Below are 25719 nucleotides of genomic sequence, written 5' to 3'. Positions count from 1 at the left end.
CGCCGCGTGCCTCTAGCGTTTAAGGCGGAAGCGGTCTTTCCTGCCCCTCCGAAAAGCAAGTTGGCATCCCGGACAACCGTGGAATGCATCTTGCTCTAGAGGAGCAGCATGACCCCACTCAAACGCATCCTTCCCTTGCTCCTGACGGCCCTGCTGTCAGCCTGCATCGAACTGCCGGAAGTCGCGGAGCCCGAAGCCCCCGCAGACGCGGGCACACAGCCCGACGGAGGCGGATCGCCCGATGGCGGAAACAAGCCTGACTCTGGCGTCCCTGCCGACACGACGCCACCCACCATCACCGAGACGTCCCCCTCCCATAATTCCAGTCAGGTTCTCACGAGCACCCCGCTCCTCATCACCTTCTCCGAGCCAATGGACGTGAGCACCGTGCAAGTCAGTACGGCTCCGACTGCGGCATTCACCCCTGCGACGTGGGCACTCGGAGACACTCAGGTCACGCTCCAACCATCAACTCTGCTGATTCAAAACACGACCTACACCCTCTTCGTTGAGGGCAAAGACAAGGCCGGCAATCTGCTCTCGGGTCGTAAGGCTTTCTCCTTCAGCACCACAGGCCCAGCCCCCGACACCACGCTTCCCACGGTCCTCAGCACGACTCCAGGCAACTCAGCAATCGGCATTGCTCGGGATGCACTTATCACCGTGGTGTTCTCTGAGCCTATGAACAAGGCGTCTGCTCAGACGGCCTTTGCCATTACGTCACCAACAGGCTTCAACGCGGGAGTGTTCGACTGGAATGCAACTGCGACAGAAATGACCTTCAATCCCGACGCTGAGTTCCCACATGGAACCGAGCTCGCATGGCATGTCTCTACGGCCGCAACAGACACCTCCGGTAATCCCCTCGAAACAACCGCGACAGGTACCTTTCGCGTCATCCGCGCGAACACCGTGACAATCGATTTTGATTTGACCACGAGTGGCTCTGCGGTGAGTCCAGACTACGTGCGTTACAACCACCTATTCAATCTCGAGAGCGTGGGGGATGCCGACAACAACACCGAGCGCCGGCTTTTCTTAGGGTTCAAACTCGATACACTTCCAGACAGCTTGGACCGCATCACCGACAGCAAGCTCAAATGGTTTATCACTGGGCAGCGTGGAGACGCCTTTGGAGGCCTTGGCCATCTCGTCTTGGAACGAGTCTACATTGGCAGTCAGATCGCAACCTCGGATATGAGCTGGACGAACCCTGAATCGAGAGCCCAATACGACTCTCCAGCCCTCAATCCTGCAATCCTTATCCCAAGCAGTGCGGTGACAACGACTGGAGTCTTCGACGTCACTTCCTTCGTGGCACTTGACTGGGCGGACAGAGCCACCCGAAGCGGCAAGCGTTCACAATTCAGGCTTCGGTTCGAAGCCCCGACCGACCAGGACGCCCAACGGGATGATCTCTATTCAGACTCGGAACAAACCCCAAAGCTGGCAGAACTTGAGGTGACGTACGAGTTTCCCTGAAGTTACGCAAGTCAACTACTTGCGTTTAGGGACAACAAGTCCTCGCGCGAGGCGGCGCAGCACGCGCCGCTTCTGCCGCCGCTTATAGAGTTTATGCGCATTCTCCCCGTCCTCGTTGAGGCGGGCAGTCTCCTCATCTACGATTTGAAACTCTACCAACGCGAAGACAATTCGCCCCTTGCGTGGACGCGAATCCTCCTCAGGAGGCGGCAGGTACTCATCCATCCTGATGGGGATATCCGCCACGAAGTTGAGCGCTCGGTATGTCCCCCCCGAGAACTGATTCCCGATGCGGTCTTCTCTGTCCTCGTAGTCACGATCCAGATGAAGCTGCGCTGCGTATTGCTCGAAATGCGGGTACTCCTCCAAGACTGACTTGAACGGTACGAGCGAGTTCTCCGTCTGTCCAGGCACTACGAAGTTGAACGGGAACAGCCGCTGAATGAGAAAGTGGAGAATTGGGAGGATGTCCGCTCGAACTTTCGTGATGATGCGAAATCGCGTGCGGTCATAGACTTGGGCGGCCACCGTCTCCTTTTTCGCGATCAACTTGGTAATGAGCGAGTCGCGCGTCTTGATGGAGTGCGCAAACTCCACCACGGGCAGCCCTCGGTCCTGAATCTCTTTGGCCACCCCCAATACCTTGGCCGTCACCAGCTCCGACAGGTCAGCCTCCGAGGCGGCAAGCCGGAAGAGCAGGTCCCGCCCCTCGATGTGCTGGAGAACGTGCATCACCTTCAGCACGATGCAGGCGATGCGCCGGTACTTAGGGGGACCTTTGACGCCGGATGCGAACAGGAAGAGGTCATGGACCTCCTCTGGGTGAGCCACAGCGTCAGCAACCCGGTAGTTGAAGGTCTTCCGGAGGTACTCCACGGCATCCGCAAGGATCGTACGCGCCCAAGCTTCATCGTAAGGCCGCGAGGTATCGAGCTGGCAAAGCCGCAGGAAGTGGTCCACCTCATCTCGAGACTGGAAGTGCATCCGCCTCCAGTCAATGACCGAGCCCCCCCTGAGAATGAGCCGGAGGCGCTCCAGCTCACGGAGACCCATCTCCGCCACTGTGCGGAGCGGCAGTTCGGGTAACTTGGGAACGAGGGTTTCTACCTTCACAGGGGGCTTCTAGCCGAGCCTGCACAAGTAGGGCAATGCGCCAGAAAAGCAAAAGGCCCTCCCCTGCTTGGGGAAGGGCCCTCCATGCTCAGAGCACGTATGAGGAGCTACTTGTTGGCCACGGGCTTGCCGTTCTCGAACCTCTGCTCCTTCACAAGGTGCCCGCCCCGGTACTCGGACTCGGCCTGCTTCTGGCCATCCTCCGTGTAGGCCGTGGTCATCCCTTCGCGCTGGCCGTTGGCCCACCGCTCCTCGAGCTTGACCTTCCCGGTCGAGAAGAACTGCACGCGGCGCCCGTGGTAGTGGTGCGCCGAGTACTCGATCTCTTCGGTCTTCCGCCCGTTCTCATCAAAGAACGTCCAGAGGCCGGTCTGCATGCCATCGACATGCTGCCCCGTTGCCTTCTTCTGTCCGTTCGGATGGAAGCTCACGTACGGGCCGTGGGCGTTCCGGTCCGGATCCTTGGCGTTCGTCTTCACGCAGTACCAAGCGGTCTTCTCGGGCATGCGGCGCTGCTTCGTCCCGGCAGGGCACGACAGATTGACCTCATCACTCGCTCCAGCTGCGAGCACGACCGGAGCACTGAGTGCAAGCGTGAGGGCAACGATGCGAGAAGAAGTCTTCTTGAACATGGCTCTTCCTTTTCTGAAACCGTGAGGCGTTTCGTACGCCGCCATGAAGGACGGCGGCCGCGAAAGCAAATTCACCGCACATCCAGCGGCTGGCCCCGCAAGCCAGGTCGCTCTCGTTTCATCTGTAAAAAAGCCCTGCTCCCCAACAAGGGAGCAGGGCCTTTGATGGCATCTCAGCTTTGACTACATCCTACCGGTTGAAGGTAGTGCAGTAACCGTTGCCATTCGTGAAGTAGAAACCCAGAACCAGGGAGTTCTGGTCCGGGATGCACAAGAACGCGCTGATGGAACCGCTCTTGCCATCCGCGGAGCGCGTGTAGTTGAACAGGTTGCCCGCATTCAGGGCCACATCCTGCTTGTCGGTCCGCACGTAGAAGAAGCCGCTGAGGCCCTCCTCGGTCGCCGGCACGGTGCCCTCCTTCGCATAGAAGGAGATGCGCGGAACCACCTTCACAGGGTTCGTGGAGCCGGGGCAGCCCGTCGGGTCGGCAGCGAAGGACACCTTCGCCACATTGTAGATGATGTTGCCCGTGCCCGAGGACGGGGTGAAGTTCACCGCAGCCTTGCCCTCGAGGTTGCCGCACGTAGGCTTCGCCACATCCGCGCAACGGCCCGTGCTGCAGAACTGGCCGTAGGTGCAGGTGCTCTGGGCCTCGCCCGTGCAGGTCGCAGCCTGCTCACACTTGCCCGAGGTGATGCCGCAAACCTCACCAGAAGCGCAGGAGCCGTAGGTGCAGGTAGGACCGGTGCTGCCAGCCTTGCACTGGCCCGTCGCGGTGTCGCAGGTACGGCCGGCGCCGCAGGCGGCGTCCGAGGTGCACTTCTCGGTGCACACCTTGTCCAGCGTCGAGCAGACCAGGTCCGCCGTCTCACGGCCCGTGTTGCACAGCGTGTCAGTCGCGCACTGGCACACCTTCGTGCTGTCCGTCGTGCTCACCTCTTTACAGGTCTTCGCCGTGTCCGGACAGTCCGAACCGGAATCGCACGTCTGCACACAGACCTTCGCGGTCGGGTGGCAGATCTCGGACTCAAGGCAGTCCGCCGCACTCGTGCATGTCAGGCTGTCCCCGCCACCATCCTCGGGGCAACCAGTCATCACCAGGCTCATCGCGCTCAGCGCAGTGAGCATCCACAACGTCTTCCGAAGCTGCATGCTGGACTTCCTCCTGTGGGTGCCTCGCACACGGGGCTTCCGGCCTCACAAGCCCCCTCCGTCCTGCGAGCGGGGTCGCTTTAGTCCCCCCCTCCGGACGTGTCAACGAATGTTGACCGCACCCCGACGGACTCGTCCCCACGGGTATTCAATGCATGCAGCAGCAGACAGTGACACGGTTCAACTCGCGCTCGTGTCACCGTCTGCCTTCAGTCTCACACTCAGAAGGTAAACGGGAAATCGATGGGATCTCCCTGCTTCCGGTGCTTCGGGAAAGACCAACCCTTGATGAGCCCCGTGATGCAGGTCGCCATATAGGTCTTCTTGAACTCGTCCGTGCGGACCGACACCGCTGTCGTCTTGCCGCTCGGCTGGATGGTCCACCGCATCACCAGCTTGCCGCTGATGCCCGGATCACGCTTCTTCTGCTCGTTCACGCACTTCACGATGGCCGGCTTGTTGGCCAGCACCACCGACATGATGTCCGACTGAGCGAGCTGCTCCTGCACCTTGCCGCCGCCACCACCACCCGGCTCGGGCGGGATGTACGGAGTCGGCGTGTTGGACTGCGTGTCCGGCTTCGTCTTCGCAGGCTTCTTCCCGAACAGCTCATCGAAGTCGTCATCCAAGCCATCGTTGGCCGGCTTCGACGGAGACTTCGAGGAGGCGATGGTCGTGCCTTCATCCCTGTTCGTGCGCGGCTTGCTGGAGGAGCTGGAGCGCACCGGCTCCCGCTCCGCCACGCGCGTGGGCGGGTCCTGACGCGCGGGCTCCGGCGGCTTCGTCTCCGCCGCGGGAGGCGGAGGCGTGTTGGCAGGAGGCGTCACCACGGCCACGGCGGGCTGCGTGCCCGGCGTCGCCGCGGGAGGCGTTCCCGGCACCGTGCCCGCCACGGGCTGCGTCGTCGGGGTCGCGACCGCTCCCTGCGGGTTGGCCGCGGCCTGGGTCGGCGGCGTGCTCGGAGGCGGGGCCACGGGCGTCTCAGGCGGCTTCGCGGCCGGCACCACGGGCGGCGTCGTTGCCGCCACCTGCGGCGGGGACTCCACGGGCTGCTGAGGCGTGGACGAGCCCCTGGTCAGGAAGAACACCACGGCCCCCACCACCAACAGCCCCACCACGCCAAGGCCCGCGAACATGGCCGTCTTGTTGCCACCCGACTGAGGCACCGGCGCAGCAGGCGGCGGGTAGCCCGGATACGCGGGCTGCGGATAGCCCGCCGCGTATGCAGGCTGCGGGTAGGCCGGCGCGGGCTGCGCATAGGCCGGCGCGGGCGCGGGCTGCGCATACGCCATGGGCGCGGCCTGCGGCATCGCGGGCTCCGCGGCCATCGCCATCACAGACGCTCGCGCGGCGGGAGCAGCGGGCTCCGGAGGCGGCAGGTCGAGCAATCCTCCCGTGGCAGGCTTCTCCGCCGGCGCCGGCTTGGGCGGAGGCTTCGACAGCGCGTCGTTCTCCTCCTTCACCAGCGAGGCGAGCACGCTCGCCGCCGAAGGCTTCCAGCCCGAAGAGGTCGGCTCCGCGCCCAATGCCGGGGCGGCGGGAATCTCGGGGCGCGTGTTCTTCGCGCTCGCTCCCGCGCTGAAGGCGGACTCCACCGGGCCCGACACCGTGGGCGTCGACCCCGTTACCGGCGCGGGCGCGACGATGACCGGCTTGGCCGGACGCGGCGCGAGCACCGAGGCCAGCTCCGTCACCTCGGAGAGCGGAATCCAGTCGCTGAAGCCCGCGCGCCAGCAGAGGCTGTCAGGCCCCACCTCACCGCGGTCCCAGTGGTCCTTGATCTTCTCCACGGTGAGCGGGCCCGTCTGCTTCTCGTCGATGGCGACGAACCAGTCGTGCGAGGCGGTCGCCGCCTTGGGCTCATCCGGCTCGGACTCGGCCTCGGCCAGCTTGCGCACGGCGGCCGGCGTGGCCGACTTGCTCTCGAGGGCCTCGCCCTGCGGCTCTCCCGCGGGGATCTTCTGCGAGCCCGAGTTGAGCACCTGGTCGAAGACCGCGCCAATCTCGTCCTCTTCCATGCCCGAGAAGAAGCCACCCTCGGGTGGAGTTCCGATCGACGAAGGCATCACCGCGGCGTTGGAGCTCGCCGCTCCATTGCTCGTGGAGGCCGTGGCACCCGACTCCGAAGCCGTGCTCTCGGATGCCCCGTTGTCCTTGGACGCCGCGGCGCCCGTGGGACGGATCTGGATCATGTGCCCGCACTTCTTGCACTTGATCTTGGCACCCTTGGCGCCGACCTTGTCGTCGCTAATCATGTACTGCGCGCGGCAGCTGTCGCAGACGAAGCGCATCGTTCCCCGCAAATCTCAGAAAAGACGGAAGAAAACCTTCCAAAATCGTAGAGGTGGCACACAGGGGGGTCAAGGATGCCGCCCATGACCGCCCGGTCGCCTTTCAACGTTTGAACCCTCGCCGGAGTTCTACCCTCTTACTTTCGCACCTGCACCTCCACGTGCGTCCCTACGGCGACACGCAGATCATGCAGGTCCTCAGAGGTAGCGAATACCAGGAGATCCCGTAGTTTGTTGGGAGGGGTGATCCGGAAGGACGAGCCTGTCTCCCCGGTAACCATGCGCTTGACCGGCTCCAGCTCGCCCGCCGCGAAGAGGCCGGCGCGGGCCGCGGTGAGCTCCACGCCCTCCAGCCAGGTGCGCACATCCGTGGGTGTCGCCGTGGGCAGGTAAGCTCGCGCCACCTTGGCCAACGCCGCGCGGGCCGGCTCGCTGAGGCTCTTCTCCAGCGTCCTGCGCGCCTCGTCGAAGTGGCGCGGATCCGCCGTCGGCCGGATCTGCCCCACCACCAGGCTGAGCGCCGCCTGCAGCAACGCCTCGAGCCGATCCGGCGCCAGCCGCTGGCTGAAGGCGAGTTCCGGACGCGCCAGCGCGAGCGTGCGGCCCAGCAGGTAGTACACCTCTTTCTGCCCCTGCTCGGCGAAGAACTTGCCGCCCACGCGCACGCATGCCGGGTGCGTCTGCAGCAGCTCCGCGTTGATCATCGGCTCGGGCGCCGGCTCGTTCGTACGCCGGCTCAGCCGCTCGCGCGTGGCCATCAGGAAGGGCGAGTAGAGCTCCACTGCCTCCATGCCGAACAGGCGCGCCACATAGCGGTAGTGGTGGACGTGGTACTCCTGCGCGGAGCCCGCGTCGATGCGGTGCTTCTTCGGCACGATCTGGTACTGCTGGAAAGGCACCGCGTACAGGTGCCCCACCTGCTCGAAGAGGATGCCCATCAGCTCCGAGAGCGGGCCGCGCACCTTCGGGTGGAAGAGGTGCGAGTGCCAGAGCCTGTCCGTCAGCGGGCGCTGCGCCACTTCCTTGCGCTTGGCGTAGGGCCCCAGCTTGGTGAGGATCTCCTTCTCGTCGTCTCCCGGCGAGCCGATGAGCCCGGCCACCGACTGCGCGGATAGCCACGCTCCGTCGTAGTCCTTGCGCACCGCGAACAGGCGCACGAGCTGTCCCACCAGCTTGCGCGGATCCTTGTCGCTCTTCTTGTCCGCCAGCGCCTGAAGCGCCCGGCGGAGCGCCGCGATGGCCTCCTCCTCCTTGCCCGGCGACTGCCCGGCCACCTCGGCGAAGACCTCCTGCGCCTCCACGTCGTCCGGCAAGCCCTTGGCCACCACGCCATAGGCCGCCACGGCGCCTTCCGTGTTCTTCAGCACCTGGAGGTAGAGGTTGCCCAGCGCACGCCACAGCGCCATGCGCGCCACGTGCGTGTCCGGCGTCTTCGGGATGCGCGAGAGCATCCGCGCGTAGTTGTCCTCCAGCGCCTTCCACTGGCTGGCGTTGCCCAGCATCGCCTCCAGCGCGCCAAAGGCCTCGACGAAGCGGTGGTCCAGGTCCAGCGCCGCGTTGAACGCCTCGGCGGCCCCCTCGACGTCCTTCAGCTCGCCGCGGCGGATCTCTCCGAGCGCGAACCACACCCGCTTGGCCTTGTGCGGCTCGGCCGTCAACGCCGGCAGCTTGAGCATCCGCTGCAGCACGTCCGCGGCCTTTTGGCCCTGCCGCGTCTCGCGCAGCAGCACGTACAGCGAGTCCATCACGTCGAGCGCGTCCGGCTGCTCCTTGAGAGCGCCGCTGAACGCGTCGATGGCCATGTACGGATCCTTGAGCTTGTCCCGAGCAATCTGCCCGAGCTCCAGGTAGACGCGCGCCTTGGCCTCACCGTCCAGCACGCTGACGAGTTGCTGGCGCAGCTCGGCGGACTTCTCGTACTGGCCCGCCTTGTCCATCAGCGTCACCATCGCGCGCAGCGACGGCTCGTGGCCCGGATCGGTGGCCAGCGCCTTCTCGAAGTGGTTCTGCGCACGGTCCGCGTGGCCGAGCGCGGCCAGCACGTCGCCGAGCTGCCAGTAGACCTCCACCACCTCCAGGTCTGTGAGGCTCTCACGGTGGTGGATGAGGATGGCCTGCAGGACCTTGAAGGCGTCATCGTAGCGCTTGGCCTGCACGAGCAGGTTGCCGTAGCTCTCGAGGTTCGCCAGGTACCGGGCATCGAGGCCGTACGACTTCTCGTACGCATCGAGCGCCTTGTCGCGCTTGCCCAGCTTCTCCGACACGTAGCCGAGCCGATAGAGCTGCCGCGACAGCTCCACGGTGAGCGCGCCGTCCTTCTCCGCGATGGCCTTCTCCGCCATCTTCCGCACGACGATGTCGAGCATCCGCTCGCTCGCCATCCAGTCCTCGCGTGCGATGTAGACGTCCGCCAGAGGGCGCGCCGCCTCGAGCAGATCCGACACGTGCTTGAGGGCTTCCTCGAAGTACTGCGTCGCCGTCTCGCGGTCCTCGCGCGTGTCCGCGTGGTACTTCGCCACGTCCAACAGCGCCTGCGCCTTGGCCTGCGGATCCTCGGTCTGCTGCGCCTCCTGGAGCAGCGTCTGCTCGTAGCCGCTCCAGTCCTTGGCCTGCTCCTGAATGCCCTTGAGGGCGCGGATGCTGGGCAGGTACCCGGCATCGATCGCGAGCGCCTGCTGGTAGCAGGACTTCGCGCTGCCCGGGTCCATCAACATGTCCTCGTTGATCTTGCCCATGCGGTGGAGCAGCTCCACCGCATCCTGCGTCTGCCCGGCCAGCTGCGCCTCGCGCTGGAGCATCTCGAGCGCGAAGGGCCAGTTGCCGCTGCGCTCGTAGAGGTTACCGAGGGCGTGCAGCGCGGGCCGCGCGGACGAATCCGCGTTCAGCGCGTAGTGGAAGCTGTCCACCGCACGGTCCACCGCCTTGAGCTGCTGGTGGTAGACATGGCCGATCTCCACGTACAGCTCGGCCTGCTCCTGCGGGCTCGTCGCCAGCCCCAGCTGCCGCTCGTAGGCCACGATGAGGTCTTCCCACCGCTCCTGCGCGCGCCGCAAGCGGATGAGCGTCTTGATGGCCTGCAGGTTCGTCGCATCAATGGCCAGGATGGCCTCGATGCAGGCATCCGCGTTGGCCGGGTTCTGGTACTTGTCCTCCCAGATGCCAGCGCTGCGGAAGAGCACGCGCACGCGCTCCCGGTAGTCCGTGCTCAGCTCCAGCATCCGCTCGTACACCGCCAGCAGCTCCGCCGGCTGGTCGAGCTTCGTGTGGAGCCGCTCCAGTGACTCGAGCGACTGGCTGTTGGCCGGGTCGAACTCCAGCGCCTGCCGGTAGGCCACCACCGCGGCCTCTTCGTCCCCGATGTCCCGCTCGTAGACGCCCGCCACCTCTACCTGGATGCGCGCCCGCTCCTCGGGCGTCGCCATCAGGTCGCGCTTGCGAAGCAGCGTGGCCGCCACCTCCGCGTGCGCGTTCTGGCGGCGGTAGAGCCTCGTGAGGACGTCCAGCGTCTCCACGTCCGGCTCCAGCTCCAACGCCCTCAGCAGGGCCGAGGCGGCCTCCTGCGGATCCCCGACGCGCTCGTCGTAGATCCGGGAGATCTCCTTGAGGATGCCCTTGCGCGACTCGATGGAAGCCGCAGCCTCCAGCTGCTGCTCCAGCGCCACCACGTACTCGCGGTCGCGTCCCCGCCGCTGGAACATCCCGGCCAGGCCCTCCAGCGCCGTGGCGTTGGTCGGGTCGAACTCGAGGATCTTACGGAACGAGGCCTCGGCCGCGGGCGCGTCGTCCAACCGAATGTCGTGTACGCGCGCCAGCGTGGCGTAGAGCCGCTCAGCCAGCGGGCCCCGTGGCAGCGAGTCCGCCACCTCCTCGTACACCGCGGCCAGCTCCTCGTGCGAGCCCGTCTCGTCCGCCAGCCGCTCCACTTCTTCCCGCAGGTTGTCGTCGGCGGCGTCGATCTGCAGCGCGCGGCACATCGCCAGGAATGCCACGTCCTTCTGGCCGAGCCGCTCCTCCTGCACCCGCGCCAGCTCGCGCAGCCAGGAGAGCTTCTCCTCGTCCGTGACGAGGTGAGGCATATAGCGGTCCACCACCCCGGCGTAGGCGCGCCAGTCGTTGTGGCTCCGGTACAGCTTCGACACCCGCTCGAAGGCCGTGCGGTTCGCCGGATCCAGCTCCAGCACCTTCTCCAGCGCGCCCGCGGACTGCTCCGCCTTGGCGCCCGGGCCTTCCCACAGATCGGCCACGGCGAAGTACGTCGCCACCGCCTGCTCGCGCTCCTCGGCCGCCAGATGCACCTGCACCTTCAGCTCCAGCGCGCGCACCGCGTCGTTGTAGGCACGCAGGTTGAGGAAGAGCGCATGCACCCGGTCCAGGTCCGGCACCGTGTGCGGCTCCACTTCCAGGGCACGGCGGGCGGCGTCCAGCGCCTCCTCGCGACGGCTCATGTCCGCGAGCACCTCGGCGAGGCGCACGCGCAGCGCCTTCACTCCCTCCGAGGACTCCTGCAGCGGCACCAGCCGGCGCAGCACGCTCACCAAGTCGTCGCGCTGCCCCGTCTCCTCGTACAGCTCTCGCAGCGTGTCCAGCACGCCCCGGTGGCGCGCGTCGCGGTCCAGCGCGGCCTTCAGGTACGGCACGGCCGCCTCGGGCTGCTTCAACAGCCGGTACACCACCCGGCCCAGCCGCTCGTTGAGGCGCACCACTTCGCGCGGATCCAGCGTCTGTGCCAAGCGGTCCGCCAGCAGCGTCCGCAGCTCTTCCGGGCGGCCGGCGCGCTCGAGCAGGCCCTCCAACGCGGTGAACGCCTGCTCGTTGCGCGGGTTCTTCGCCAGGAGCTCGCGGTACAGCTCGATGGACCGGTCCAGGTCATCCAGCCCCTCGGCGGACACCTGCGCCATCTTCCCAAGCACGCGCTCGCGCTCGGCACCCGTTACACGCTCAGACTCGTGCTGGAGGATGGCGTACAGCTTGTCGGACGCACCCGCGGCCTCGTACAGCCCCTCCAGGAGCCTCGCGGACGCGAGGTGCCCGGCATCGAGCTTGAGGATCTCCTCGTAGGCCCGCGCCGCCCGGTCCATGCTGTCCAGGCGGTCCTGGCAGAGCTGACCCAGGCGGAAGAGGAAGCCCACCTTGTCCGCCGGAGCCTCTGCCCCGGTGGCCAGCGCTTCCAGAACACCGGCGAGCTCCGGCCACGCCTCCATCTCTCCATAGAGCCGGTCCAGCGCGACGAGCGCCCGCTCCTGCACCGAGGCGTGCAAGCCACGCGCACGCTCGTAGTAGGTGATGGCGCGCTCTGGCTCACGCAGGCGCGTCTCCAGCATCTGACCCAGCTTGAGGCAGACCTCCGCCGCGTCCGCCGCCTCGGCCACGCGCGGCAGCGCCTCCTCGTAGGCCACCGTCAGCTCGTCGTACGTGCTGGAGGCGTCCGTGGCGTTCTCCAGCCGGCGGCGCAGCTCGCCGTCGTTCGGGTCCTCCTTGAAGGCCCGGAAGAGCGCCAGGAAGGCCAGCTCCGCCTCTTCCTGCGTCTCGCGCAGCGTGGCCAGCTCTCCGAGGAGCGCCTTCTTCTCGAAGGCGTCCGTCGACACGCCCACGCGCGTCTCGATGAGCTGCGCCAGCTTGGCGATGTCTCCGCTCGCCCGGAAGGCGCGCAGCAACGTCTCCACCGCGAGCAGGTTCTGCGGCTCGCGCGCCACCCACGCCTCCATGCGCGCCACCGCGCCCGCATGGTTGGGCTGCAGCCCGAGCACCTCGCCAAAGAGCGTCAGCGCGCCCGGCTTGTCGAGCAGCTTCGACTCGCGCACCGTGGCCAGCCGGAACTTCAGCTCCAGCGACTCCTCCGGCGGCATCAGCGCGATGCGACGGGCCAGCACGTCCGCCAGCTCCGGCCACCGCTCCTGCTTCTGGCAGAGGCCTTCCAGGCGCGACAGCGCCGCCGTGTCATCCGGCCGCAACTCCAGCAGCCGCCGGAAGGTGGCCAGCGCCCCGAGGTTGTCCTTGAGCTGATCCTCCTGCAGCACGCCGATCTGGAAGAGCACCGCCCCGCGCCGGGCCGGCTCCTCGGCCATCGCGAGCTGGCGACGCAGCACCTCCAACAGCTCCGCGGGCTTGCCCTCGGAGGTCAGCAGCCGGCCCACGCTCTCCAGCGCCTCTTCGTCCGTGGGGCGCAACTCCAACACCTTGCGCCACCCGGCGAGGGCCTCGGTGTCCTCGCCCATCCGGGCCTGGATCCGCGCCAGCGCCCGGTACAGCTCCGCGCGCGCCGTGTCTCCCGCCTTCGGAGCGATGCCCTCCAGAACCTCCACCAGCTCCTCGGGCGTCCCCGCCGGCTCCATCAGCGAGAGGCACAGCTCGAGCGAGCGTGGGTCGTCCGGCAGATCCTGCAGCGCGCGCACCGCGTACACGAACGCCAGCTCCGCGTTCTCCATCGGGCCCGCGTAGGTCTCCGCGATGCGCCGCAGCAGCGCCACGCGCTCCTGAGGCACTGGCTCCACGGAGGCGCGCGCCTCCAACATCTGCACCTGCTTGAGGTGGTCCCCTACCCCGGCGAACACCGGCTCCAGGGCGCTGGCCGCCGCGCCACGCAACGGGCTGTCCGAGCGCGCCATCTCCTCTAGCGCGCCCACCGCTCCGGCGTGCCCCGCCCGCCGCGCCAGCACCGCCTGGTACAGCTCCAGCGCGCCGCGCGGATCATCCAGGCGGGTGAACTTCAGCCGGCCCAGGCGCACGCGCAGATCCGACGCCTCTTCCAGGGCGTTGCGCGAGTCGGCCAGCTGGATCTCCCGCTCGATGTGCTGCGCCAGCTCCGGCCAGCGCTCCGTCTCCGTGAGCACCTTGCCCAGCAGCTTCAGCGCGTTGGCGTTGTCCGGGCGCCGATCGAGCACCTCGCGGTAGGACTGCGCCGCGAGCGCCTTGTCCGACAGCGTCTCCTCGGCCAGGTGCCCCAGCTCGAAGAGCAGGTTCACCTGGGAGCTGACGTTGTTCTCGGCCGCCACCTGCCGGCGCATGATCAGCGCCAGCTCGCGGTGCGCACCCGTGCGCCGATGCACGCGGGCGATCGTCTCCAGCACTTCCTTGTTGTACGGGTCGCGCCGGCTGACCTCCTCCAACGCGCGCACCGCCAAGTCGTAGCGCTTGAGGCGACCGTCGTAGATGGCCGCCAGCCGCCGCCAGAGATCACCCGCCAGGGGCTCACGCACCTCGCGCTCGAGCTGATCCTCGTAGGAGGCCGCCACCTCCTCGAAGGAGCCGGAGTCGGCGGCGAGCCGCTCCAGCTCATCACGCACGCTGTCTTCCTGCGGGAACTCATTGAAGGCCCGCAGGCGCGCGGCGAAGGCCAGCGACGTCTGTCCCAGCGCCTCGCGCAGGACGGCGATCTCCTGGATGCGCTCCAGCCGCTGCTCCGGCACCGCGGAGGACAGCAGCACCTCCAACACCTCCACCAGCTTCCGGGTGTCGTTGATGCTCCGGTAGACGGGCTCCAGCAGGCGGGCCGCATCCAGCCGCTGCCCCTCCTCCTGCGCGAACAGACGCTCCAGGCCCGCGATGGCCTGCGGGTCTCCCGCCACCAGCTCCAGAAGCGCGCGATACGCCATCAGCGCCTCGGCCAGACTGCCTTCCTTCTCCAGGAGCTGGGCCCGACGCACCATGAAGCCACGACGCGACTCGGCATCCGGCGCCTGCTCCGCGAGCTGCGCCAGCACCTCCGCCTGCTCCTGGACGCGGCGCGCCTTGGCGAACAGCCGATCCAACGCCAGCAGGCCCTCGGACACCTTCCGGATGGCGAGCGCCGAACGGTAGGCCTCGATCGCCTTCGCGTCATCACCCGCGCTGGCGAAGGCATCACCCGCCTTGAGCAGCAGGCCGAGCCGTGCTTCTGGATCCGTCGCGAGCCGCGCCTGGGTGGCGTACACCTCCGAGAGGTTCTTGGCGTTCTGCCCCTTCTCGTACAGGCGCGACAGGGCGTCGAGCGCCTGGCGATCCTGCGGCGCCGCCTCCAGCAGGCTCTTCCAGAGGCGCGTGGCCTCCTCGGGCTGGTTGAGCTGCTCGCGCAGCTCCGCGGACCTGCGCAGCAGCGCCAGCGCGGTCGCATCGCCCTCGGGCAGCTCCGTGGCCGTCGTCTCGTAGATCTCCGCCAGCACCTCGTGCGAGCCCGTCTCGCGCGCCAGCCGCTCCAGCTCCGGCCGCAGCCCCTCCCGGTCGAGCCCCGCCGCGAAGAACTTCACCGCCGACATGAAAGCCAGCGACGGCTGCTGCATCTCCTGCTCGTACAGGCGGCGGACCTCCCCGGCGAGCACCACCTTCTCGACGGTGAGCGCGGACTCCATGCGCGCCTCGCGCAGGGCCACGCGGCGGGCATGGTCTCCCACCTGCTTGAGCACCGGATCCAGCACCTCCAGGGCCGCCCCGCTCGTCGGCAGGGCCGCCTTCACCCACTCCTCCAGTGCGGCGAGCGCGCCCGGGTGCCCCGGGTCCTCGGCCAGGATGCGCTGGTAGAGCTTGAGCGCGGCGTTCGGATCGTTCAGCTCCGTGCGCAGCAGCTCCGCCAGGCGGAAGGAGACCTCGCGCCCCTGCGGGCTCTGGCCTTCCTGGTTGCGCCGCAGCGAGAGCGCCCACGCCAGATCCGTGGTGCGCGCCAGCTCCGTGTAGAGCCGATCCAGGGTGGTGGCCGCCTCGCGCTGGAGCGGATCCTTCTCGGCGATCGTCCGCCATGCGGCGGCCGCCCGATCCTTGTTCGTCAGCCGCGTCTCGTGCAGCAGCGCCGCCTCGCGCAGGTAGGACACCTGCTCGGCGGGCTCCGTGGAGATGGAGGCCAGCCGCTCCAGCACCTCGGCCAGCTCCGCCCACTGCTCGCCCGAGCGGTGCAACCGCTGCAGCGACTTGAGGCAGTCGACGTTGGTGGGCTCCAGCGCCAGCAGCGCGCTCAGCGCCTTGATCGCGCCGGCCTTGTCATCGAGCTTCTTCTCCTGCACCTCGGCCAGATCGCGCAGCAGCGCGGCGCGGGCCGTGCCGACGTCGCCCTCCTCCGTGAGCTCCAGGAGGATCTCCGCGTAGCTGTCGAGCGCATCCGCGTCCTCGGCCGCCTGGCGCGCGGTGGCCCGCAGCGCGGCGTCCCCTGGCTGCAGGCGCAGGGCCCGGGCCAGCGAGGCGAACGCCAGCTCCGGCTGGCGCAGGTGCGCCAAGTGGACCTGGGCGGCGTGGCGAAGCGCCTGCGCCCGGGCCGCGTCGTCACGCGCTACCTCGGCGAGCACGTCCAGCGCCGAGACCAGCTTGCGGTGGTCCTTGGTGAGTTCGTACGCCGGCAGCAGCGCCCGCGCGGCCTCCTCGCGCGTGGAGCCCGAGGCGAGCATCCCCTCCAGCGCGGCGAGCGCGTCCGGATCGGACGGGCGCTGGCGCAGGATGTCCGCGTAGCTGCGCACCGCCTCCGCCTGATCTCCGCCCGGGGACTCCTTGAGCAGCTGCGCGCGCTTGAGCTTCAGGCGCGCCACCTTGTCCGCGTCCCCCGCCGTCTCCGCCAGCGCCACCATCCGCGCCAGCGTCTCGTTCAGCTCACTGGGGCGGCTGGCCTTCTCGTACAGCTCGGCGAGCCGTGGCAGGTACTTGCCCTCTTCCGCGCCGTTCGAGATCGCGGACTGGAGCGCTTCGGCGGCCTCCGCCGGGCGCCCCGTCTGGGAGTTGAGCTCCACCAGTTGGAGCAGCAGCTTCAGGCGCTCGGCGCCCTTGGCGCCCTGGATGCGCTTGCGCAGGAGCGTCTCCGCGTCCGCGACACGCCCCGCCTTCCAATAGGCCCGCAGCAGCCGCTGGAGCAGCTCGGGCGACTCCGGTGAGCGCCCGAGCGCCGCCTGCAGCGCCTCCATGGCGTCCTCGACCGCGCCCGTCTCCTCGGCCAGGGCCGCCGCGTCCGAGAAGAGCTGCACGGCAACCGCCAGCTCCTCGGTCTCCGTGCCCAACCGACGCAGCACGCGCACCAGCTCCGCCTGCGCGGAGAGGTCCCTCGCCAGCCGCAGCGCCTCGGCGCGGCTGATGTCGTCCTTCGCGTCCTCACGCAGCGCACGCACGCGGCAGTCGAACGCCGCCCGGCTGTCGGCCAGCTGCTTCTCGTGGATGCCCGCCAGCATCGAGATGAGGCGGCGCCGCGCCGCCTGGTCCGTCGTGGCATCGAGCTGCTGCTGCAGCGCGGCCACCTGGCGCTGGTGGTCTCCCGTGCGGCCATAGTGGGCCGCGAGCGCCTCGGCGATCTCCGCCGTCCGGATGCCCGCCGCCGCGAGCCGCTCGAGCCCGCCCATCACCAGGCCCGTGGAGACGTTCTCCGAGAGCAGGGTGAGGAACAGCTGCGCCGCGTCCTGCGGCCGGTTCAGCCGCTCCGCGTAGAGCTTCGCCTGCCGTGCCGTCCAGTCGCTGCGCTCCAGCTGCGTGTCCGCGAGCTTCGCCAGCTGGGCCGCCAGCGTCGCGGCCTCCTCGAATTTCGACAGCGCCACGCACAACGCCTGGAGCCGCTGCAGCGGCCCCGGCTCATCCGCCGCTAGCGTGATGAGTTGCCGGACCAGGGGCTCCACCTCTTCCGGAGGCGCGCCCGCGGCCTCCTTCCGGGTGATCTCCGCCTCCAGCCGCGCCCGCGGATCATCCGCCAGCGCCGCCGCGGCCTTGAGCGACTTCATGGCCTCCTCGGCCGCCGCATCGCCCGGCACGCGCGCCAGCACCTCCTGCCACGCCACCTCCGCGCTCACGGGATCCGCCAACGGCCCCTGGAGCAGCTGCGCGAGCTGCCGCCAGATCGCCACCGCCACCTGCTCGGGAGCCACCAGCGCCGCGCGCTTGAGCGCCATGGCCAGCGCGGGCTGCGCCTGGGCCTTCTCCGCGTGCTCCACCACCGTGCCCAGCAGCAGCGGCCGGGCCGGATCCAGCACCAGCGCTCGCGCCAGCACCTCGAAGGCCCGGCGCGGCTCCTCCAGCTCCTCGTACGTCAGGGCCAGGGCCTCGCAGAAGGCGATGCGCTCGGCGCGCGGACGCGGCGCCAACATGGCCAGGTCCAGCAGCGGATCCACCGCCTCGTACTGCTCGGCGTCCACCAGCAGCTTGGCGAGGTTGAAGGCCGCCAGCGCGTTGGCCGGATCGCTCTTGAGCGCCGCCTCCAGGTGGGTGCGCGCCGCGGTGGTGTCATTCACCTGGGCCAGGCACAGGTCCGCCAGCCGCATGCGGAGGGAGGACTGCGCCTGCCGGTCCTTCACCGTGGCCAGGTGGCGCTCCAGCACCGCGACGGCGTCCGCCGCCCTGCCCTGCTCCAACAGCATCTCCGAGGCGAGGTTCACCGCCTCCGCACGCGAGGGGTCCGCCGCGGCGGCCTTCTCGAAGGCCGCGAGCGCACCCGCCGCATCATTGAGGTGCGTCAGCCGGCCCGTGCCCACGCGCAGCCACAGGTCCACCTGCGCGTTGCGATCCTTGGCCTCACCCGCCATCGCCTCGAACTGGGTGAGCACCGGGGCGAAGTCCCCAGCGCGCTCGGCCACCCGCTCCATGAGGCTGAGGGCCTCGGGCATCCCGGGCCACAGCAGGAAGCAGCGATCCAGCGCCTCCTTCACCTTGCTCGCGGAGGTCGGGTCGTACCAGGCGAAGAGCTTGGCCACCAGGAGCGACAGCCGCGCCGCGCTCTTCCGGTCCCGCTCCTCCAAGGACATGCTGCGCAGCATCCGCACGCGGTCGCGCCACGTCTGCTCGAAGCGCTGCAGCGCCTTCTGCGCCTTCTCCACCTTGGCGCTCTGCGCGTCCAGGGTGCGCGCCACATCCAGCACCTGCTGGGCCAGCGCGTGCTCGGTGGGGTCATCCACCAGCCGCTCGGCGAAAGCCGCGTACTCGTCGGCCATCCCCTCGGGCCCCAGCGCCTCGCGCTCGCGCTCCAGCGCGTCGAAGACTGGCTGGAAGCGATCCTCGGAGAGCAGCAACTGCCGCATGCGCCGGTAGGTGGCGCGATCCGCCACGCCCTTGGCGGACTGCTGGAGGCAGAACACCGCCCTGTCCCGGCGGAACAGCTTGGTCTCGTAGAGGTCCGCCGCCTTCAGGAAGAAGGCCGCGCTCTCCTTGCCGGTGGTGGCCCCACCCAGCCGCTCCAGCACGTCGGCCAGCGCCGAGGCGTCCTGCCGGGACTCGTAGAGCGTCTTCAGCCCGCGCAGCACCGGCAGCGGCTCGGGCGCCAGGAGCAGCGCGCGACGCAGCAGCTCCTCGGCACGCGCCGGGTTGCGCAGGCGCTCATTGGCCAGTTCCGCGGCCCGGCTGAGCAACCGCGCGGCCTCGGGGGCCGCCACATCGCGTCCCCGGCTCTCGTAGAGCCGGATGAGATCCTCGACGCGGCCGGCCTTCTCCAAGGTGGCCTCGGATTCGAGGAAGGACCGTTCATCGGTCGCACGCGCGGAGGGACGCGAAGAGGAGGGATTCTGTTCCATGGAGAGCGGGCCTCGCGGGAAAGGAAGCGCAACCGCACGGAGGCGCTAGAGGGGCCGAACTCTAGCGACCGCGAGCGCCTCCGAGCAATCGCGCAAAGCTCGCCAACCGGCGAGATTTATTGACTTTCCTGCTCCCCATCCGAGGGGGCAGGCGGTGCGGCCTCGTCGGCCGCTTCCGAGTCCTTGGTTGCAGCGGGAGCCGGCGTGGGAGGAGCCTCGGGCAGGGCCTTCGCGCGCTCCAACCCCGCGGCATCGTTGAGCCGGGTGTAGAGGTCGACGGCCTTGTCCCGCTGCTGCAGCTCTTCGGCGAGCTGAGCGGCACGCGCCAGGTTGCCCTGCTGCTCATGGAGCGGGAGGGCCTTTTCCTTGCGGCCCGCCTGCTCCCAGGCCTCCGCGGCGGCGGCGGTCTCTCCGAGCAGCTCCAGCCAGCGGGCACGCCCGGCGGGCTTCTTCTCCTCGTCGGCGCGGGCCAGCTCCTTCTGCGCGAGCGCCTTGGCCTCGTCATCGAGCTTCAGCCGCTGCATGAAGTGGAAGGCCTTGGGCGGAGGCAGCGTACCGAGCACCTCCACCGCCTCGCGGCGCTGGCCCGCGGCCGCCAGGAGCGTCGCCGCGCCCAGCCGGTCTCCACGCTCCACCAGCGACTTCACCTCGAGGCCCCGAATGCGGTTGGCGCTGGCCATGTCCCGCGCGCGCTCATACGCCTTGCGCGCCAGGGTCAGCTTGTTGGCCCGCTCGTACGCCAGCGCCGCCTGGTCATACTGGCGCGCGCGCTCGTACAGCCGGGCCACGTTCTCGAAGTCGCTCTTGGAGACGTAGTGCTCCATGAGCAGCTCGTACGCGCCGGCCTTCTCCCGCGTCGGAGCGACCTGGTCCGCGGGCAGCCCCGAAAGCAGACGGCGGGCGGCGTCGTTGTCCTTGGCCTGGACAGCGGTCCGCAGCGCGCTCTTGCTGTCTCCCCCCGCCTCGAAGAGGCGCGTGGCCTCGGCGAAGGAGTTGTTGCGCTCGTGCAGCCGGGCCGCGTCACGGGTGCGCCCCATGGTCTCGAGCTGCTTGGCCTGCTCGGACCAGTCGCCGGTCAGCTCCGGCATCGGCTTGCGCTCGGGACGCTCGCCGCGCTCCGGACGCTCACCGCGCGCGGGACGCTCACCACGCTCACCGCGCTCCGGACGGTCGCGGCGCTCGCCACGCTCCGGGCGCTCGCGACGTTCACCGCGCTCGCGGCGCTCGCCACGCTCCGGACGGTCGCCGCGCTCGGGACGCTCCCTGCGCTCGCCGCCTTCCGCGCGCACGGGCTCCTCCTGCTCGGGCCCCGGCTGGCGGCCACTGGCGGTGAAGGCCACCTCGGCCCGCTCGCGGTCTCCCGCGGCGCGCCAGGCCCGTCCCACCAGGAACATCACGTCCGCATAGGCGACGAACTTCTCACGCACCGGGTCCCCAGCCGGAGCCGCGGGAGCAGCACCCTCGGCGGCCGGAGCGGCACCCTCGGCAGGAGCGGCCCCTTCGGCAGCAGCAGCGCCCTCCGCCGGAGCAGCACCCTCGGCGGCCGGAGCAGCCTCCGCCGGAGCGGCACCCTCAGCGGCCGGAGCAGCCCCCTCCTCGGCGGCCGCCGGAGCGGCAGCAGCCTCGGGCGCGGGCGGCTTCGGCTGACGCTGCACGCGCAGGAGCGTGGTGATGAGGCGGCCACGCGTATTGAGGTCCAGGTCCTCCAGCGACTTGAGGCGCATGGAGCGCAGCGAGCGCACGATGCCCTCGAGCGGCCCCTTCTCCGCCGCGAAGTCATTCTTGGAGAGCGCCTTCTCCAGGACGCTCAGCTCGGAGATGACGCGCTGGCCCGGTCCGACCGGCCCCGCATCATCCCGCCCGCGACCGCCACGGCCGCGCGGCCCATCACCGCGGCCACGTCCGCCGTCTCGGCCACCGAAGCCGCCGTCTCGGCCTCCAAAACCACCCGGTCCCTCTCGGCGAGGGCCCTGGCCGGGCCCCCCGCGCCCACCACCGCGCGGCCCACCGCTTCCATTCTCCTGAGGCACGTGTGTCTCCCGCTAGAACGCGTAACGAAGGTTCGGCGCGATCGCGAAGCCGAACGTCCCCGAGGAGACCAGGTAGCTGCCCGTCACCTCGAGGCCCACTGAGAAGTGTCGCAGCCGCGTGTAGTACTCCACTCCAGGCCCGGCGAACACCAGAATGTCAGAGTCAGGCAGGAGCAGCTTGGGAGAGAACATCGCGAAGCCGGCTCCCGCGCGGGCATAGATGAAGGTGCGCTGCACCTCCTGGTTGTCGGCGAACCCCTTCAGATTCGCGCGCAGCGTGGCCCCAGGCACCAGCGAGGAGAAGTCTCCCGAGGCCGCCCCGCCCGAGTTGCCGATGTAATCGGACCCGGCGCGGTTGACGGCCCCCATCACGAATAGACCCAGCGAGAGGCGCTCGCCCAGGTCGACGCCCACCTCCACCATCGCCATCTGCCCGGTCGAGAACGGCCGGGGGCCCTCATCCGCGGGCGGGTTGACGAGGAAGGACGGGCCGCCCTGCACGCTGAAGTACAGGCCGCGTTCGATCTCATCGAACGACTCAGCCGGTCGATCCTTCACCGGGTTGGCGGCAGGGGAGGACTCCTGGGCACGAGACAGTGCCGGCACGACGAGCACGCAGGACAGAGCAAAGGTGGCAAGAGCTTTCATGCAGACCCGGACGTTAGCGCGCCAGCGGCCACTCGCGCTCGAAAAGCGACGCGGGCGGCCCCGCTTCCGGAGCCGCCCGCCCACTACTGCAATTTTCCATTCAACCCAGAGCTACTCGCCCGACGCCTTGAAGATGAAGGGGTAGGTGACGACCACCACCCCGCCGCCCTTGGGCTTGGGGAACTGCCAGGTGCGCACGCGGCCGGCCACGCACTGCTCCAGCTCCGCGTTGCTGGCGGTGGACTGAGCCACCGACGAGGAGACGACCGCACCCTCCGCGTTGATGACGAACTTGATGGCCACCTTGCCGGACAGCTTCGGGTACTTGGTCAGCTGGCTCTCGTAGCAGAAGCGGATCTGCCCGCGGTTGCGCTGGATGACCTGGCGGATGAGCTCCTTGTCCAGCGAGCCCATGACCAGGGGCTCCGAGGAGGTGATGCCCACGTCCACGCTCTGCTTGCCGCCGAGCACGCCGGCGCCCGTGCCGTAGCTGGCGGTGCCGCCGCCACGCCCCTTGGTGCCGATGCCGCCGATGCCGATGGTGTCACCGGTGCCGCCGCCGCCGCCGCCGCTGCCCTTGATGCCCAGGCCGCCGAAGCCGCCCGAGTCACCCGCCTTGGCGCCGAACATGTTGCCCATGGCGCTCTTGAGCTCGCCGCCCAGGCCCGCGCTGCCGAAGATGGTGGAGACGCCGCCCTTGCCACCGCCGAAGATCTTCGCGGTGAGCGCGCGTGCCTCGTCCTTCTTGTCCTTCTGGCCCTGGGGCGCGGTGCGGTTGTTGGTCTTGGGCGCCTCCTTCTTGCCCATCTGACCTTCGTCGTTCTTCTGCTTGGCGGCCATCTCGCCGCTCTTCTTCTTCTCCTTCTCGGCCTTCTGCTGCTGCAGCTTCTCGAGGAACTTGTTCTTCTGCGCCTCGGGCGGCTTGACGATGAGCTTGGCCAGGCGAGCGTTGTTGGCGTTGAGCTCGTCGGCGAACTCGTCGCCTTCGCCACCGTGGTTCATCGCGCTGATGATGAACATGGTGCCCGCGAAGAACATGAGCAGGAAGATGTTGAGCGCCCGGTAGTCCACCGCGTCACCCAGCGGCACATGCACCCGCTTGGGCACCGGCTGCAGGCACGCCTCCAGGGTGATTCCACCCAGGTCCACCCAGATGAAGTCCTCGGCCTCGAGGGTGACCGAATAGCCGTCCCCATCGTTGGAGGCCTTGCCCGCCTCGATGACGGCCTCGAGATCCAGCGTCTCGCCCTTGCGGGTGAGCTCGCCCTTCATCTTCCGGGAGAAGGAGATGCTGAAGGTCTGCCCGTCGCTGCGCGCGACCTCCATGCTCTCGCGACCCAGCTTGGCGTCGCCCATGACGAAGTTCACGCCCGGAGCGCTGCCCACCTTGAACGAGCGCTTGTGGCCCGGGGCCATGAAGTGCTCGCCCACGCGCTGGTCGCCCCACATGAAGCGGAGGGAGGCCCCCAGCGGCCCGCTCGCCTTGCTGCGGCGAACGGTGCGAACGCGAGGCGCGGGCTCGGCCGCGGGCTCCTCGGCCACCGGCTCCACCAGCGCGTGCTTCTGCGTGGCGGCGAAGGAGGAGTCGATGGCCTGGGCGGGAGCAGCCACCACGGGCGCCGCGACCACCACCGGAGCAGGCTCCGGCACGACGGCCGCCTGCGCGAGCCCCGCGGCCAGCGGCGCCTCGGCGACCACCGGGGCCTTCGTCGTCACCTCCGTGCTGGACACGGCGGCGGCGAGGTTCACCGCGGCCACCGCCGCCGGGTTCTCCAGGCGAATGGTGGTGGCGCCCACGCGGATCTCGTCACCGAAGGTGACCTTGCCCTTGTTGACGCGCTTGCCGTTGACGTAGGTGCCCTCGACGCTGCCCATGTCGATGATGGACAGGGAGCCGTCGGCGCCTACCTCGATGACCGAGTGGATGCGGCTGACCTTCTCGTCGTCCAGGCACAAGTGCGCGGACGAGAGACGGCCAATCTTGATGATGTCACGCTCGAAATCCTTCGAGGTGACGAGGCTTTCGCCCTTGAAGACCTTGAGTGTCAGAGGAACGGCCATGACGGCTCCGGGTAGACTTTCTCGCGGTACAGACACCGCGTTCGGCAGAAGGTTCCCGCGAATTTTCGCGGTTACAGCTCTCCCACCGACTGCATCACCTTGTCCTCGAAATCCTCGCGGATACGGATGAGGTTCGAGTGCTTCACCTTCTTGCGCGCCTCGACGTACTCACCGTCCGGCTTGGTGAGATCGCCCTCGATGGTGTCGTCCTCGAAGTCGATGGTCGTGGTCTTCGAGTAGCGCACGTTGCCCTCGCCGCCGCCCTTGCCGCCCTCGTCCTGAGCAAAGGCCGGGGCCACCGCCAACACCATGCACACCGTCAGAAGCTTCCGCATCACTGCCTCCGCGCTTCCAGTTAATCAGGATTCGTAGGTTCGCATCATTCGAGGCGGCCCCGCCACACCCAGGCCGCCCCAGCGCTCACAGACGTACAGCTAGAAGTCGTCCTCGGGCTCGCCCGGATCCGCCGCGACTGGATTCTTCTGTCCCGAGCCGCTCTTGGCCGGCTCCGGAGACTTGGGCGCGACGTCCGCGGTGGGATCCTCGAGAGGCTCGGAGGCGTTGGCGGCCGGGTTGGGCGCGGCACCCTGCCCGCCCTGAGCCTTCTGCTGATCCTCGGCCTTCTTCATCTCGGCCTGCTGCTTGGCCTGGAGCGCCTCCATCTGCTTGGCCTGCTCCTCGGCGGACTTGGCCTCGGCCTTGGCCTGGATGACGGCCTCCGCCTCGCGCAGCAGGTTGAAGACCGGCGCATCGGCGCTCAGGGCCACCTCGTCGCCAGCCATGGAGATGTACTTCTTGTAGAGCTCCACGGCGCGCTCGGGGGCGTCCTTCGCGCGGTGCAGGATGATGGCGCGGTTGAGGTAGATGGCGGCCAGCTTCGGATCGAGCTTCTCCGCCTCGTCATACTCCTGCATGGCCTTGTCGAACTGACCCTGGCCCTTGAAGGCGACGCCGAGGTTGAGGTGCGCCGCGGCGCTCTTGCCACCGGCCTGGAGGATCTTCCGCAGGTGCTCCTCGGCGCCCGGGTAGTCCTCGGACTCGAGCGCCATCTGCGCCAGGACGATGTGCGAGGGGACGTAGTCGCCACGCGCCTCCAGGGCGGCCTTGAACTCGAGGCGCGCCCCGTCCGCGTCGCCCTCCTGCTGGAGGATGAGGCCCACGGTGTGGTGCAGCTCGGGATCATTCGCGTCGATCTTCACCGCGCGCAGGGCCACCAGCTTCGCCAGGGCGAGCTGCTTGCGGTCCAGGTAGCTGCGCATCATCACCTTGAGCGCGGTGGTGGACTGGGGCTCGCGCATGAGCGCGGCGCGGGAGAACTCCATCGCGCGGTCATGGTCGCCCGTCTGCCGGTAGATCTCCGCCAGGCGCGCGCGGCTGGCCGCGTCGTCCGGGAAGCGCTTGAGCACGTCCTGGTACAGCGTCACCGCGCCGGCGATGTCGCCCTCGTTCTGCGCCATGACGGCCAGGTTCTCGGAGGCCTGGCGCAGCGAGGGCTTCTTCTTCAGCGCGGACTTGTACCAGTTCTTGGCCTCGTCCTTCTTGCTCTGGCGCTCGGCGATGACGCCCAGGTTGTAGTCGGCCTCGGCGAGGTTCGGGTCCGCATCCATGGCGGCCTTGAACTTGCGCTCCAGCGAGGGGTAGTCGACGGCCTTGCCCTTCTTCTGGGCATCCATCGCCTTCACCGCGTCATCGAACAGCACCTTGGCGCGGTTGGAGATGGAGACCGGCTCGGGATCCTTGGCCGGCCCCTGCGCATTGGTGACGTTCGTCTTCGGCCCCGTCGGGCCAGTGGCCGTGGACGAGGTACACCCGGTGGCCACCAGGGCCACGGTCGCCATGAACAGCGCGGAATGGAGGATACGCTTACGGTTCATC

The 25719-nt window shown here is 68.6% G+C and carries 11 protein-coding genes; 1 reads left to right on the top strand and 10 read right to left on the bottom strand.

Annotated features, from left to right (window positions below; all coding sequences use genetic code 11):
• Positions 1–108: 108 nt before the first annotated feature.
• Positions 109–1482 carry an Ig-like domain-containing domain gene (locus SYV04_RS25760; protein ID WP_321548545.1) on the top strand — a complete coding sequence of 458 codons (1374 nt, stop codon included), beginning with the start codon at positions 109–111 and terminating at the stop codon, positions 1480–1482.
• A gap of 15 nt (positions 1483–1497) precedes the next feature.
• Here SYV04_RS25760 and SYV04_RS25755 read toward each other — a convergent pair whose 3' ends face one another.
• The 10 genes from SYV04_RS25755 to gltE form a co-directional block, all read right to left on the bottom strand.
• Positions 1498–2595 (bottom strand): TIGR04552 family protein, encoded by a 1098-nt coding sequence (locus SYV04_RS25755; protein WP_321548544.1) that lies wholly within the window; start codon positions 2593–2595, stop codon positions 1498–1500.
• Between the two features lie 107 nt (positions 2596–2702).
• Entirely contained in the window at positions 2703–3101 is a 399-nt protein-coding gene (locus tag SYV04_RS25750) for a toxin-antitoxin system YwqK family antitoxin (protein WP_321548543.1), read from the bottom strand.
• 316 nt (positions 3102–3417) lie between these two features.
• Complete coding sequence (locus SYV04_RS25745; RefSeq protein ID WP_321548542.1) at positions 3418–4380, bottom strand: hypothetical protein; 963 nt, start codon at positions 4378–4380, stop codon at positions 3418–3420.
• A 221-nt stretch (positions 4381–4601) separates the two neighbouring features.
• Positions 4602–6671, bottom strand: coding sequence for an adventurous gliding motility protein GltJ (gltJ, locus tag SYV04_RS25740; RefSeq protein WP_321548541.1), 2070 nt, complete (start codon positions 6669–6671; stop codon positions 4602–4604).
• Positions 6672–6808: 137 nt separating this feature from the next.
• The gene (locus SYV04_RS25735) at positions 6809–19105 is read right to left on the bottom strand and encodes a tetratricopeptide repeat protein (RefSeq protein WP_321548540.1); all 12297 of its coding nucleotides are present in this window, start codon (positions 19103–19105) and stop codon (positions 6809–6811) included.
• A 116-nt stretch (positions 19106–19221) separates the two neighbouring features.
• A complete protein-coding gene (locus tag SYV04_RS25730; protein WP_321548539.1) occupies positions 19222–21135 on the bottom strand; it encodes a DEAD/DEAH box helicase in 1914 nt (637 codons plus the stop codon).
• Between the two features lie 12 nt (positions 21136–21147).
• Entirely contained in the window at positions 21148–21783 is a 636-nt protein-coding gene (cglE, locus tag SYV04_RS25725) for an adventurous gliding motility protein CglE (protein ID WP_321548538.1), read from the bottom strand.
• Positions 21784–21894: 111 nt separating this feature from the next.
• The gene (gene gltG / locus SYV04_RS25720) at positions 21895–23844 is read right to left on the bottom strand and encodes an adventurous gliding motility protein GltG (protein ID WP_321548537.1); all 1950 of its coding nucleotides are present in this window, start codon (positions 23842–23844) and stop codon (positions 21895–21897) included.
• A 71-nt stretch (positions 23845–23915) separates the two neighbouring features.
• Positions 23916–24179 (bottom strand): adventurous gliding motility protein CglF, encoded by a 264-nt coding sequence (gene cglF, locus SYV04_RS25715; RefSeq protein WP_321548536.1) that lies wholly within the window; start codon positions 24177–24179, stop codon positions 23916–23918.
• 99 nt (positions 24180–24278) lie between these two features.
• Positions 24279–25718 (bottom strand): adventurous gliding motility TPR repeat lipoprotein GltE, encoded by a 1440-nt coding sequence (gene gltE / locus SYV04_RS25710; protein WP_321548535.1) that lies wholly within the window; start codon positions 25716–25718, stop codon positions 24279–24281.
• Position 25719 lies beyond the last annotated feature (1 nt).

The sequence above is a fragment of the Hyalangium ruber genome (assembly GCF_034259325.1).
Lineage (GTDB): Bacteria > Myxococcota > Myxococcia > Myxococcales > Myxococcaceae > Hyalangium_A > Hyalangium_A rubrum.
Note: the sequence above shows the minus strand (reverse complement) of the source record. Positions and strands in the feature narration are given on the sequence as shown.